Origin of the sequence: Selenomonas ruminantium AC2024 (genome assembly GCF_000687995.1) — a bacterium.
GTDB classification, from domain to species: Bacteria; Bacillota; Negativicutes; order Selenomonadales; family Selenomonadaceae; genus Selenomonas_A; species Selenomonas_A ruminantium_B.
This window is the reverse complement of sequence record NZ_JIAC01000001.1, coordinates 2,558,420-2,572,095: the sequence shown is the minus strand read 5'-3', so window position 1 is coordinate 2,572,095 and position 13,676 is coordinate 2,558,420. Positions and strand designations below refer to the sequence as shown.

The 13,676-nt window shown below is 53.0% G+C and carries 13 protein-coding genes; 7 read left to right on the top strand and 6 right to left on the bottom strand.

The annotated features are described in order from the left end of the window. The first annotated feature begins 53 nt into the window (after positions 1–53). From P157_RS0112220 to P157_RS0112200, 5 genes are all read left to right on the top strand, one after another. Positions 54–959 (top strand): LysR family transcriptional regulator, encoded by a 906-nt coding sequence (locus P157_RS0112220; RefSeq protein WP_026761242.1) that lies wholly within the window; start codon positions 54–56, stop codon positions 957–959. Positions 960–1,048: 89 nt separating this feature from the next. Continuing rightward, on the top strand, positions 1,049–2,758 hold the full coding sequence (locus P157_RS0112215) for a methyl-accepting chemotaxis protein (RefSeq protein WP_026761241.1): 1,710 nt from the start codon (positions 1,049–1,051) through the stop codon (positions 2,756–2,758). A gap of 184 nt (positions 2,759–2,942) precedes the next feature. Further along, entirely contained in the window at positions 2,943–4,790 is a 1,848-nt protein-coding gene (locus P157_RS0112210; protein ID WP_026761240.1) for an FAD-binding protein, read from the top strand. Positions 4,791–4,792: 2 nt separating this feature from the next. Then, positions 4,793–5,749 (top strand): succinate dehydrogenase/fumarate reductase iron-sulfur subunit, encoded by a 957-nt coding sequence (locus P157_RS0112205; protein WP_026761239.1) that lies wholly within the window; start codon positions 4,793–4,795, stop codon positions 5,747–5,749. Between the two features lie 2 nt (positions 5,750–5,751). After that, a complete protein-coding gene (locus tag P157_RS0112200; RefSeq protein WP_026761238.1) occupies positions 5,752–6,618 on the top strand; it encodes a CoB--CoM heterodisulfide reductase iron-sulfur subunit B family protein in 867 nt (288 codons plus the stop codon). A 76-nt stretch (positions 6,619–6,694) separates the two neighbouring features. Here P157_RS0112200 and P157_RS0112195 read toward each other — a convergent pair whose 3' ends face one another. The 6 genes from P157_RS0112195 to P157_RS0112170 form a co-directional block, all read right to left on the bottom strand. Continuing rightward, positions 6,695–8,362 carry a formate--tetrahydrofolate ligase gene (locus P157_RS0112195; protein ID WP_026761237.1) on the bottom strand — a complete coding sequence of 556 codons (1,668 nt, stop codon included), beginning with the start codon at positions 8,360–8,362 and terminating at the stop codon, positions 6,695–6,697. 160 nt (positions 8,363–8,522) lie between these two features. Beyond that, complete coding sequence (gene folD, locus P157_RS0112190) at positions 8,523–9,386, bottom strand: bifunctional methylenetetrahydrofolate dehydrogenase/methenyltetrahydrofolate cyclohydrolase FolD (RefSeq protein ID WP_026761236.1); 864 nt, start codon at positions 9,384–9,386, stop codon at positions 8,523–8,525. Between the two features lie 22 nt (positions 9,387–9,408). Continuing rightward, on the bottom strand, positions 9,409–10,257 hold the full coding sequence (locus P157_RS0112185; RefSeq protein WP_026761235.1) for a 4-hydroxybenzoate octaprenyltransferase: 849 nt from the start codon (positions 10,255–10,257) through the stop codon (positions 9,409–9,411). Continuing rightward, positions 10,254–11,714: a menaquinone biosynthesis decarboxylase gene (locus tag P157_RS0112180; RefSeq protein ID WP_026761234.1), complete on the bottom strand. Its 1,461-nt coding sequence runs from the start codon at positions 11,712–11,714 to the stop codon at positions 10,254–10,256. The genes P157_RS0112185 and P157_RS0112180 overlap by 4 nt, the downstream gene beginning before the upstream one ends. 15 nt (positions 11,715–11,729) lie before the next feature. Beyond that, a complete protein-coding gene (tatC, locus tag P157_RS0112175; RefSeq protein WP_026761233.1) occupies positions 11,730–12,503 on the bottom strand; it encodes a twin-arginine translocase subunit TatC in 774 nt (257 codons plus the stop codon). Positions 12,504–12,516: 13 nt separating this feature from the next. Beyond that, the gene (locus tag P157_RS0112170; RefSeq protein WP_026761232.1) at positions 12,517–12,735 is read right to left on the bottom strand and encodes a Sec-independent protein translocase subunit TatA/TatB; all 219 of its coding nucleotides are present in this window, start codon (positions 12,733–12,735) and stop codon (positions 12,517–12,519) included. 301 nt (positions 12,736–13,036) lie between these two features. Here P157_RS0112170 and rplU point away from each other — a divergent pair, with 301 nt between their 5' ends. Both rplU and P157_RS0112160 read left to right on the top strand, forming a co-directional pair. Further along, positions 13,037–13,348 carry a 50S ribosomal protein L21 gene (gene rplU / locus P157_RS0112165; protein WP_014425460.1) on the top strand — a complete coding sequence of 104 codons (312 nt, stop codon included), beginning with the start codon at positions 13,037–13,039 and terminating at the stop codon, positions 13,346–13,348. A gap of 3 nt (positions 13,349–13,351) precedes the next feature. Further along, positions 13,352–13,672 (top strand): ribosomal-processing cysteine protease Prp, encoded by a 321-nt coding sequence (locus P157_RS0112160; RefSeq protein WP_026761231.1) that lies wholly within the window; start codon positions 13,352–13,354, stop codon positions 13,670–13,672. Positions 13,673–13,676 lie beyond the last annotated feature (4 nt).

The following is a 13,676-nucleotide window of genomic DNA, read 5'->3' as shown; positions in this document are numbered from 1 at the left end:
TCTGTAGTATAATAACAGATAGGGGATTTTTTTTATGGGAAGGGGACATTAGCTTGATTGACGAACATGAATGGAAATATGTTTTGCAGGCAGCCAGTGACGGCACATTTTCTGCGGCAGCGAAAAAGCTCTTTGTATCGCAGCCGTCGCTATCCCAGTCGATAAAGAAAATCGAAGGGGAAATCGGCATGCCGCTCTTTGACCGCAGTCAGACGCCTTTGCAGCTCACGGCGGCTGGCGAAATTTATGTGCGCAAGGCTAAGGAAATGCAGCGGATTTATCATGAGCTGGTGCAGGAGACGGCAGACCTTACGGGGATGAAATCGGGTACACTCATTATCGGCAGTTCCCGCACCCGTTCCACCTGTTATCTGACACAGCCCATCATCGAGTTTCATCGCCGTTACCCGGGGATTCGGCTGATGGTGAAGGAGAGCAGTGTCCATGAATTAAAACAGGCGGTGGCGGAAGGCGCTGTTGATTTTGCGCTGATTTATGAACCATTGGAGAGTAATTACGAGCGCATTCCGCTCCTATCCGAGAAGACGTTGCTGGCTCTGCCCGTAACACATCCTTTTGCTCGGGGATACAATCATGTGCCGGGAATGCCTTATCCGGTCATGTCGTTTGCGCGCATGCATGGCCAGCCCTTTATCTGTCTGCAGGAAAGTCGCCGCATGTCCCAGATTTACAGCGACCTGTGCATGGAGACGCAATGCACGCCGGAGGTGGTCTTTGAGGCCAACAGCATTGTGGATGCTGCGGAACTCTGCGCGGCTGGCATGGGCGCAACGCTCGTCACCGATATGGTGGTGCATAATGGCCGCTGGTCACAGCCGCCCTGTTTCTTCCAGTTGGAGGAAGAAGTGGACGATCGTCAGCTCGTAGCGGCCTATGGCAAGAACAAGCATCTTTCCCAGGCGGCAAGAAAATTTATCGAGCTCTTGCAGGGAGAATAAAATTTTTGGCGAATGAAAGCAGTAAGTGAGAAGTTGTCTGACTTTTGGCTTACTGCTTTTTGGTGTATGGAAAAGGGAGGAATTTTTACATGTTTGACAACATAAAGGTGACTTTTAAGCTGCTGCTTATAGTGGGCGTGGCGGCTGTCGCCATGGTGGTCATCAGTCTGGTGGGCTACCGCTCACTGACCAATGCCGATGATGCGATGGCGAGCCTGTACAATCGGGAAATGCAGGGCGTTCAGCATCTCGGCACAGCGGTAGAACAGAGCCGCGTGATGATGGTTAAGACCCTGCAGGCAGTCATGCTCAAGGATAATCCGGAGCATCTGCAGCGGGTGAAGGGACAGCAGCAGAAAGCCCAGCAGGATTTTGATGCGGCGATTACGGCCTATAAAGAAGCCATGAAGGGTTCGGAACTGGCCAATATCCCCGAAATTGACAGCGAGTGGCAGAAGTATCAGGGCGTGATGAATAAGGTCATGAGCCTTGCGGCGGCAGGCAATACGGAAGAAGCACTGACGGTCTATGAAAAAGACGGTTCGCCGGCAACAAGAGGTCTGCGGGATGCATTGCATGGCCAGCAGGACAAAATCAATCAGGCGGCAGCAGCGGCTAATGAAGCCAGCAGCAGCGCCAATGGTGCCGCTGCGATAACAATTCTAATCGTAACGCTGGCCGCGCTGGTCATTCAGGCTGGTATTAGTCAGGTTATTGCTAAAAGCATTACGAACGCTTTGCGCTTTATGGAGGCAGGCTGTGAAAAACTCCGTGATGGCGACTTCCGCTCTACAGGGCTTGCCTTTGACCGCGGGGATGAGTTCGGCCATTTAGCCAGAACGCTGATGGATATGCAGAATAAGATGGCCTCCTATATGCAGGGCATCTATAAAACTGTGCAGAGCATCAATGAAGCATCGGCCAATCTGAAAGAAGCATCCATGCAGTCCGCGCAGGCGGCTGTGCAGTCTGCCGAGGCTGTGGGCGAATCCGCCCAGCTCGTGGCGGACCAGGAAGCTGCCCTCAGCAATAATACGGAGCTGCTGAGCAAGGTCAATCGTTCCATTCAGGAAATGCGTGACCATGCCGGTGATGTTTCCCAGAATTCCAAGCAGGCTGCTGAAGAAGCTGAGCGCGGTTATGATGTTCTGGAAAAATCCGTAGCGCAGATTCGTGGTGTCGAAAAGACTGTCAGTGATACCTCGGAAATCGTCGGCAAGCTGGGGTCCCGCTCCGAAGAAATCGGCGCGATTGTCGATACAATTTCTAATATCGCCAGCCAGACTAACCTTCTGGCCCTCAATGCAGCGATTGAAGCAGCCCGCGCCGGTGAGCAGGGCCGTGGCTTCTCTGTCGTGGCTGAAGAAGTCCGGAAGCTTGCCGAGCAGTCGGAAGAAGCGGCCGAAAAGATTTCCCAGCTCATTATGACCATGCAGAAGGACACGGAAGCAGCGGTAAAATCCATGAATCAGGGCTGCGAAGCCGTAGTGGCCGGTGCTCAGTCCGTAGAAGATTTGCAGCGTGTCTTTGACCAGATTCGCGATTTGGTGGAGAACGGTGCAGAAAAGACCGTGCTGATGGATAGGGCTATCGATGTGGTTAACGAAGATGCGGGCAATATTTCCAATTCCGTCGAGGATATCACCGCCAAGGGGCAGGTTATCTCCCAGCATATGGAATCCGTATCGGCGGCCACCGAGGAACAGTCAGCCTCGTCCGAAGAAATCGCCTCGGCCAGCGAAACGCTCTCGAATATGGCTCATGAACAGCAACAGGCGCTGAAACAATTCAAATTCTAAGCCTTCCCCTTGAGGGGAAGGTGGCAGCCGAAGGCTGACGGATGAGGTGTATTGCATTTTTCAATAGCAGCTATAAGGACTATGTATTTTCCTTATAGCTGCTATTTATATATAATAGCCTTAGTTAATGTCTCATAATGGGATGATTGAGAAGCCTAGTGTATTATTAGGAGGGAAAAGCAATATGGCAACGGAAATTTCGCGCCGCACATTTATCAAAGGGGCGGCTGCGGCCGGTGTTGTGCTGGCAGCAGGCACGTATTTTGCCTGGGATGGAAAGAATATTCCGGAAAAGGTAAAAACGGGTGATGTGACCTATGATGTTTTGGTAATCGGCAGCGGTGGTGCCGGCATGCGGGCGGCGCTGGCGGCAGCTGAACGCAAGGAACTCAAGGTAGCCGTGATGACGAAGCTGGTTCCGACCCGTTCTGCTTCCACGATGGCACAGGGCGGCATGAATGGTGTTACGGGCGTGAGCGACCCCACGGACACCGTTGAATCCCATGTCTTTGACACCATCAAGGGCGGCGACTATCTCTGCGACCAGGATGCGGTGGAATATTTTGCCGAACGCGCTGGCGAAAACATCTATGAGATGGACTATATGGGCTATCCCTATAACCGTCAGAAGGATGGTGCCTTCCATCAGCGCAAGATGGGCGGCCACAGCCATCCGCGTGCTTCCTACTTCGAGGACCGCGCCGGTCATGCCATGGTGCACACGCTCTTTGAGCAGTGCCTGGAAAACAACATTGACTTTATTTCCGAATGTCAGATGCTCGAAATCAGCATGGACGGCGATAAACTCAACGGCGTAATCGCCATGGATATGCGCACGGGCAATCTGATTGGTGTACCGGCCAAATCCATCATCATTGCCACCGGCGGTTATGGCCGCGTGTATTGGGTGCGTACGTCTAATCCGTACAGCTCCACGGGTGACGGCATCGTTGCCGGCATGAACGTGGGCATTCCCTTCAAAGACCCGGAAATGGTGCAGTTCCATCCCACGGGCCTGTCGGCCAACGGCGTGCTGCTGTCCGAGTCCAGCCGTGCTGAAGGTGCGCTGCTCATCAACAAGGACGGCGAGCGTTTCATGAGCAAATACGCACCGGAGAGAATGGAACTGGCTACCCGCGATATCGTTGCGCGTGCCATTGCCACGGAAATCGAACAGGGCCGTGGCGTCGGCGAAGGCATCCATGCCGGCGTTTACATGGACTTCACAAAGATTCCGGCCGAACGCATCCATGAACGCCTTGGTCAGGTATATGACCTGTCCCGCCGCTTTGCCGGTGTCGATATCACCAAAGAACCCGTACCCATTGCACCGACCTGCCATTACTCCATGGGCGGCCTTGAAATGGCTGACTTCCATACAGGCGAAAGCCGCGTAAAGGGCGTTTATGTAGCCGGTGAATGCAGCTGCGTATCCGTACATGGTGCCAACCGCTTAGGCGCAAACTCCCTGTCAGAAGTGCTGGTATTTGGTCATACCGCCGGTGATGGTGCCGCTGAATTTGCCAAAGCCAACTCCTATGTAGGCAGTCAGGACAGCCTTGCCAAGGCCTGCGACAAGTGGAAAACGACTTTCGATAAGGTTACGACCCGCGGCCGGGAAGGCAACAAGAGTGTGCCGGAAATCCGCGATGCCATGATTAATACTATGTGGTACAAGGCTGGTGTATTCCGCGACGAAGCACAGCTTACTCAGGCCAGCGCCGAACTCGATGCGCTGGATAAAGAATACGAACATTGCTATGTCGGCGATAATTCTCATGTCTATAACACCGCTTTCGAGCAGTATGTAGAGCTGGGCAACCTCCTGCAGATTTCCCATGCGATTGTGCAGGGCGCACTTGCTCGCAAGGAAAGCCGCGGCGGCCATTCCCGCAGAGACTTCCCGAAACGTGATGATGCGAACTTCCTCAAACACACCTTGATTTTCAAGGATAAGGAAACCGGCAAATATCGTGCCGAGTATAAAGATGTCGTAATCACGAAATACCAGCCGAAAGAAAGGAAGTATTGATTATGGATGTGAAACTTAGAATCCATCGCTTCGTAGAAGGCAGAAAATGGGAACAGGATTACACCGTGACTTTGAAAACCGGCATGACCGTTCTCGAAGCCTTGATTGAAATCAAGGAAAAACAGGACCCGACTCTGTCCTTTACCTGCTCCTGCCGCTCGAGTATCTGCGGTGCCTGCGCTGTCCGTGTCAACGGCAATGCCGAACTTGCCTGCGAAATGCTCGTAGAAAATCTGGTGAAGCGCTACGATACCAACGAACTCATCATTGAACCGCTGGGCAACTTCAAGGTCATCCGTGACCTCGTGGTGGACTGGGACCCCAAATACGCCCGCATCAAGAAGATTAAACCCGTGGTTCAGCCCAAGCCTGAGTTCTCTAAGGAAACAGGCTGCAAGCAGTCCCCCGAGGATTTCAACAAATACAAGAAATACGCCGGCTGCATTCTCTGCGGCTCCTGCGTATCCGAGTGCAATAAGAACAGCCTGAATCAGTCTGACTTCCTTGACCCCTTTGTATTTGTCAAAGCCGAAAAACTCGTGGCCGATTCCCGTGATAAGAGCCCGGAAGAACACCTTAAAGCTGTAGTGGATGCCGGACTCTGGCGCTGCTTCAACTGTCAGGAATGTACGGCCAAATGCCCGAAGGGTCTTGACCCGGCCGGTGCGATTGAAAAACTCAAGGAAGCAACCTTTGCCAAGAAGCTGGACGACAACGTCGGTGCCCGCCATGCGAAAGCCATCTATGACGATATCAGCGAATCCGGCACACTGGACGAATCCAAGCTCAACATCAAATCCGAAGGCTTCCTGATGGCCGGTCTGCGCGCGCCCATGGCTCTGCGCCTCATGCGGGTAGGCAAGATGAATCCGCTGGATAAGCATAAGGTGAATCCTGAAATCGAAACCATCCGCAAGATTGTGAAGAATGCCGAAGCGGCAGCGAAGGAGGCTGAATGATTATGAAATACGCATTATTTCCGGGCTGCGTACTGGAAGGTGCAGCAGCTGAAGCCTATACTTCGCTGAACAAAGTCTGCGATAAATTAGGCATTGAAATCGAGGAAATCCCCAACTGGACCTGCTGCGGCGCATCTCATGCACAGGGGGTCAATGATTTTGCGGCGCTGGTTATCAACGCCCGCAACATCTCCATTGCCGAGAATATGGGCCTGGATATCATGACGGTGTGCAACACCTGCACCCTGCAGCTCCGCACCGCCAAAGCCCGCCTCGATAAAGATGCCAAACTCAAGGAAAAAGTCAACAAGGTGCTCAAGGAATCTGGCCATCCCTATGAGTACAAAGGCACGAGTAAAGTGACCCACTTCCTCTGGATTCTGGACGAACATCCGGAACTTCTGGATGGCAAAGTGGTTAATCCTTTGCATGGCGTCAAGATTGCCGCTTACTATGGCTGCCATATCCTGCGCCCGCAGGAAATTATGAACCATGGCGATGGCAAGCATCCCGAATATATGGAGCGCCTTATCCGCAAACTCGGTGCAGAACCCGTATGGTTTGATGGCAGCCGTAAATGCTGTGGCTTCCATGCCCAGCTGGCCGCTGAACATGATGTACTGACTGTTACCGGTCAGATTGTAGACAGTGCAGGCCGTGCCGGTGCTATGGCCATTGCTACGCCGTGCCCGCTCTGCCAGATGCAGCTTGACATGTACGAGCCGGAGGGCCGCGAAGCCGTTCACTCCCAGGCTGAGGTTCCCATCCTGCACTTGCAGCAGCTCGTGGGTTTTGCCCTCGGCATGAGCAAGGAAGATATGGGCTTTGACCGCCATGTATCGGCTCAAGCGAAACTTAAAATCGGTTGAACGTGAATAAATAATGATGCATAAAACAGCCGCTGTCGGGGCAATCCCCAACAGCGGCTGTTTCAGTTTTACTATTTTAGAAAAGTCCTGTAATCTTTCCTTCATTATCGATATCCATGTTTTCGGCAGCCGGTTTCTTCGGCAGGCCGGGCATGGTCAGGATGTTGCCGGTAAGCGCTACGATGAAGCCGGCACCGGCGGAGATGCGCAGTTCTCTTACGGTGACGGTAAAGCCTTCGGGGCGGCCAATCTTCGTGGCATCGTCGGATAGGGAATACTGGGTCTTGGCCATGCAGACGGGCATTTTGTCAAAGCCCAGTTCCTTGATTTCGGCGAGCTGTTTTTGGGCTGCCGCGGTGAAGCTGATACCGTCAGCGCCGTAGATTTCCCTGGCGATGGCGGTGATTTTTTCTTCTACGCTCTGTTCGGTTTCATAGATGAAGTGGAAGTTGTTGGGCTTATTCATGGCTGCTTCGACTTTTTCGGCGAGCTTCAGGCCGCCTTCGCCGCCTTTGGCCCAGACCTCGGAGAGGGCAACTTCGGCGCCGCGCTTGTTGCAGGCAGCTTCGACGAAATCGAGTTCTTCCTTGGTATCGGTGGGGAAGGCATTGATGGCCACCACAGCAGGCAGACCAAATTTATGGATGTTTTCAATATGCTTTTCGAGGTTCTGCATACCGCGTTCCAAAGCTGACATGTCAACTTTGCCCAAATCCTTCTTATCCATGCCGCCATGCATTTTGAGGGCGCGGACAGTAGCGACGATAACCACGGCATCCGGATGAATGCCGGCAAAGCGGCATTTGATATCGAGGAATTTTTCGGCGCCGAGGTCAGCACCGAAGCCGGCTTCAGTCACCACATAGTCAGCAAATTTGAGCGCGAATTTCGTGGCCATGACGCTATTGCAGCCATGGGCAATGTTGGCAAACGGGCCGCCGTGGATAAAGGCGGGCGTACCTTCTAAGGTCTGTACGAGATTCGGCTTGATGGCATCCTTAAAGAGCAGGGTCAGGGCGCCTGTGACATTGAGTTCCTTGGCTCTTACGGCGCGGCCATCGCGGGTGTAGGCGACAACGATTTCGCCGAGGCGCTTTTTCATATCTTCGAGGTCGGAGGCCAGGCACAGGATGGCCATCATTTCGGAGGCCACGGTGATGTCAAAGCCAGTTTCGCGGGGCACGCCGTGAGCCTTGCCGCCCATACCGATAACGACATGGCGCAGGGCGCGGTCATTGAGGTCGAGCACGCGTTTCCAGACCACGCGGCGCACATCGATATCGAGGGCGTTGCCCTGCTGGATATGATTGTCGATTACGGCAGCGAGCAAATTGTGGGCCGTGGTGATGGCATGGAAGTCACCGGTAAAGTGCAGGTTGATGTCTTCCATGGGCACGACCTGTGCATAACCGCCACCAGCAGCGCCGCCCTTGAGGCCAAAGCAGGGGCCAAGGGAGGGTTCACGCAGGGCCACGGCAACCTTCTTGCCCTGCTTATGGAAGGTATCGGCAAGGCCTACGCTGGTGGTCGTCTTGCCTTCGCCAGCCGGAGTCGGATTGATGGCTGTCACCAGCACCAGCTTGCCGTTGGGCTGGTCTTTGACCCGCTGCCAGGCGTCCAGACTGATTTTGGCCTTGTACTTGCCATAGAGTTCGAGTTCATCCTCGGAGATGTTGAGTTTCTCCGCAATACGGCGAATGTCCTGCATTTCTGCGCTCTGCGCGATTTCCACATCGGTTTTCATTGAGCTTTCTTCTCCTCTGCATAAAAACTTTACATAAAGCTATATAGTTATAGCCTTCCCCACTTGGAGAAGGTGCCCCGTCAGGGGCGGATGAGGTATTGAATTTTGCACCTCATCCGAGCGCTTCGCGCCCACCTTCCCCTCGAGGGGAAGGCTATAATTAACATTGTAGGTGCGTTTCTGCTGCCTGCACAACATTCTGCATGAGCATGGCGACAGTCAAGAGACCTACACCGCCCGGTACGGGGGTGATGGCGCCGGCAATTTCGCTGACGGCTTCAAAGTCCACATCGCCCACAAGTTTCTTGGGGGCAATGTGGTTGATGCCGACATCAATGACGGTTGCACCTTTTTTTACCATATCTTTTTTCACAAAATTGGGCTTGCCAATGGCCGCGACCAAAATATCGGCCTGACGGGTGATTTCCGCTAAATTCTCGGTGCGGGAATGGCACACTGTTACAGTCGCGTTTTTCGCCATCAGTAGATGGAACATGGGTTTGCCCACGATGTTGCTGCGGCCGATGACCACGGCACGTTTGCCAGCGATTTCAATGCCGGCCATTTCCAGCATGCGGATGCAGCCTGCCGGCGTGCAGGGCAGCAGGGCTGGTTCGCCCGTCACCATCTTGCCGACATTGACGGGATGGAAGCCGTCAACATCTTTTGACGGGTCAATGCGGTTAAGGATTTCGGCCTCAAACTGCGCAATCTGGGCAGGCAGGGGCAGCTGCACGAGAATGCCGTCGATTTTTTCATCGGCATTGAGGGCATCTATCTTGGCGATTAATTCGTCTTTGCTGGTTTCTTCGGGCATCGCGATAACTTCGGAATGAAGCCCCAAAGCGGCGCAGGCCTTGTCCTTGTTGCGGACATAGACTTCAGAAGCCGGGTCGTTACCCACGCGGATAACGGCCAGCCCCGGAGCGCGGCCATATTTTTCCTGCAAAGCCGCCGCGCGGCGCCCTGCATCGTCTTTTAACTGCTGTGCGAAAAACTTGCCTTCGAGAATTTTTGCGGACATGGAGTCACCTCAATTTTGTTGATTATAAGTAGAAACTAAGCCAGGTACATACGAAGATGGCTACGGACACGATGCCGTTGCGCATAAAGTACCGCTGGGTCACCTGACTGAAATCCGTGGGGCTCACTATGCGGTGCTGATAGATAAGGGTACCTGCCGCAATGCCCACGCCGATAAAGTAAAGCTGTCCCAAGGACATCATGACGCCCACGGCAAAGAAGCAGGCAATGCAGATGACATGCATTGCAGCCGACAGCTTAAAGGCATTTTCAGCCCCGTAACTTACGGCCAGAGAATGCAGGCCCTGACTCTTGTCAAATTCCTTGTCCTGAGCACCGTACATGGCGTCAAAGGCGCCAATCCAAAGAGCTACGGCAATGCACAGGAGCACCATGGGGGTGGTGATTTCCCCGCTGACACCAACCCAGCCGCCTGCCGGAGCCATGGCGATGGCTACGCCTAAGAAGAGATGGCACCAGCCGGTGAAGCGCTTGGTGAAGGGGTAAATCAAAAAGGGCAGGGCAGCCAGCGGCAGAAGGTACAGGCAAATGGGCTGCAGCTGCATGACGGAAAGCACCATCAGCACGAGGCAGATGACGATAAAAATCTTGGCTTCCCGCTTGGTAATGCGGCCGCTGACCATCGCCCGGTAGCTCATGCGGGGCTGCTGGCTGTCGTATTTCAAATCCGCCAGGTTATCCAGCGCCATGGCTGCCGCCCGGCCCGTGGTGATGGCCAGCGCAATCCAGAGCAGGTCATGGAAAGTGGGCTGGCCGCCTGCTGCCAGTACGGCACCCATAAAGGCAAAGGGCAAATCAAAAATGGTGTGGTGCAAAGCCACGTTGTTAATATGGGCTTTTATATCAATCAATCGAGACCAAGCTCCTTCCACTTGGCATCAACTTTTGCCTTGATTTCCTCGCTCATATTGATTTCCTCCGGCCATTCCCGGGTGTGGCCCTCTTCCGGCCAGGTCTTGGTGGCATCAATGCCCAGCTTGGCGCCCCACTTGGCCATGGGGGAGGAGTGGTCGAGAACGTCCAGCGGGCCTTCGACGATTTCCAAATCGTGCTTGGCGTCGATATTGTTGTAGACGCGCCACCAGACTTCCTTGAGGTCCTGTACGTTGACATGGGCATCGACGACGATAATCATCTTGACGTTCATCATCTGCCCCATGCCCCAGAGTGCGTGCATGACCTTGCGGGCCTGCATGGGGTACTGCTTCTTGATGGATACGATGCAGCAGTCATGGAATACGCCCTCAAGCGGCATATTGATGTCGATGATTTCCGGCTGCATCTGCTGTAGAATCGGCAGGAAGATGCGTTCCGTAGCCTTGGCGAGGTAACAGTCCTCCATAGGCGGCTTGCCGACCACCGTGGAGAAGTAAATCGGGTCCTTGCGGTGGGTAATCGCTGTGATATGGAACACGGGATAATCGTCTGCCAAAGAATAATAGCCCGTATGGTCGCCAAAGGGGCCTTCGCGGCGCTTTTCATCCGTCAGCACATAGCCTTCTAGGATGATTTCGGCCGTGGCGGGCACTTCGATATCCACGGTCTTGCACTTGACCATTTCCACGGATTTATGTCGCAGGAAACCGGCAAAGACCATTTCATCAATATCGCGGGGCAGAGGAGCGGTCGCAGCATAGGTAAGCACCGGGTCCGTGCCGATGGCTACTGCCGCTTCGATTCTATCGCCGCCCTGCGCCTTGGTATCGCGGAAGTTTTCTGCGCCGTTCTTGTGGATATGCCAGTGCATGCCTGTGGTGCGGCTGTCGTATTTTTGCAGGCGGTACATGCCCACATTGCGCTTGCCGGTCTTGGGGTTCTTGGTGAACACCAAGGGCAGGGTCACGAAGGGGCCGCCGTCATCGGGCCAGCATTTGAGAATGGGAATATCGTCAAGACTCGGATTTTCCGTTTCCACAACTTCCTGGCAGGGCGCATTCTTCACGTATTTCGGGAAGTTAATTGCGCGCTTAATCATGGGAATCATGGTCACAACGTTCATTTTGTTTTGCAGGGAAACGTAGGGGAGCTTGAGCATCTCCCGTAGCTCGTCTGCAACATCATCGAGCTTTTCCACACCGAGGGCCATCGCCATGCGTTCATAGCTGCCGAAGGCGTTCATGAGCACGGGCATTTTCGAGCCTTTGACGTTTTCAAAGAGCAGGGCGACGTTTTTGTCCCCTTCCATTTTGGATACCCGGTCGGTGATTTCCGTAATCTCGAGTTCCGGGTCAACCTCGGTCTTTATGCGCTTTAAGAGTCCCTTGGACTCCAAGTCGGCCATAAATTCCCGCAAGTCCTTATAAGCCAAGAATTTTACCTCCTCTTATCTGCGTAAAATATAACGAACAATGAAATAGCCTACCTCATAAAGTACGATGATGGGCAGGGCAATCATGGACTGGGTGAACACATCCGGGGTCGGCGTAATGAGCGCGCCGACGACGAAGGACAGGAAGATGATAATCCGCTGATACTTCTTTAAGAATGCGGAGGTGATAAGCCCCATCTTGCCCATAATGGTCATGACCAACGGCAGTTCAAAGATAAAGCCAAAGGGCAGGACAAACATGATGACAAAGTCAAAGTATTTGTTCACCGACAGCAGCGCTTCCAGCTCTGCATTGCCGAAGCCCAGGAAGAATTTGATACCCGCTGGCAGCACCAGGAAAAAGGAAAAGGCCAGTCCACAGAAAAAAAGAACGACGGATGCCGGCACCACAATACCAAGCACCATACGTTCCCTCGATGTCAGGGCGGGCAGGAAAAAACGCCAGACCTGCCAAAAGATAATGGGCAGTGCCAGAAGGAAACCGGCCACGCAGGCTACCTTTAAATAGGTAAAGAATGCTTCAGCGGGCTGCATGTAATAGAGTTTGCCCGCCGGCAGGGTCAGATAGTGCATGATATCCTGAATGAAAAAATAGCCCACACAGCTTCCAAGCGCCGTAGCTACCAGACATTTAATCAGGCGGCTTCTAAGCTCGGTCAGATGGGCAATCAGGGACATGCTGCCATCGTCTAAGACCACTTCGGCATCTGCCGGGGCGCCAATCTGCTTGGGCGCCTCGATTTCTTCGTATTTTTGTTCTTCTGCCATTTATGCCACCGGCTTACTGTTTCGTCTGGTCTTCAGCCTTGGGCAGTTCTTTGGGCTGTTCCGTTACGTTCATCATCTGCGTATCTTCCGGCTTCTTAGCTTCATCGACAACACCGGATTTGAATTCCTTGATGCCCTTGCCCAGAGCTTTGCCAATTTCCGGCAGCTTGCTGGGGCCGAAAACAATCAGAGCAACCAATACTAACGCACCTGCGGTATATGGACTAATCATGATAATTCCTCCTAAACGTTACTTATTCTATACACTTGTACATTATAACGAAAAAACGGGAAAATCTCAATGTCACTTTGCACAATATAATAGATAGGATTTTCCTATACGAACATAGGAGAAGATAATGCAATTATTTTTCTTGACAAGGCCTTAGGCCTATGTTACTATTACTAACTGTAGACGCATGCAGTGCGTCTGATTTGGGTTTTATAACCCATCCCCAACCGCACAGCGAGGCTGTAAAATCTGCCTTGTGGCAGTGCCGTAGTTGGCGAGTAATCTATAGGGAGGTGTTTTCATGTACGCAATTATCAAAACTGGTGGCAAGCAGTACAAGGTCGCTGAAGGTGATGTAATCATGGTGGAGAAGCTCTCCGCTGCTGAAGGCGAAGCTGTAGTGTTTGACGAAGTTCTGACGGTAGTAAACGATGGTGATGTCAAAGTTGGCAAGCCGGTTGTTGAAGGTGCCAAAGTAACGGGCAAGGTTGAAGCTCAGGGCAAGGACAAGAAGATTCTGGTCTTCAAGTACAAGGCTAAGAGCAACTACCGTAAACGTCAGGGTCATCGTCAGCCGTTCACGAAGGTTGTTATCGAAAAGATCGAAGCTTAATCCATGATTAAGGTGAGAATCTTTAAGGAGTCAACGGGTCGCATTGTTGGCTTTGAAGTTGCCGGCCATAGCGGCACGGCGGCGCATGGTCAGGACATTGTCTGTGCCGGGGTTTCGTCCCTTACGCAGACGGCGCTTTTGGGACTGGGTGAGCATCTGCATCGCGACATGGATTATTCCGTAGCGAGTGGAAAGCTCAAAATGCAGCTCAAAGGGGCTCCTGATGAACTGACCGAAGCGATTTTACAAACGATGCTTCTAGGACTGATGGAGATTGCTAAGCTCAGTCCGGAAGGTGTACGAATTCAAGAACAGCGGAGGTGAATTC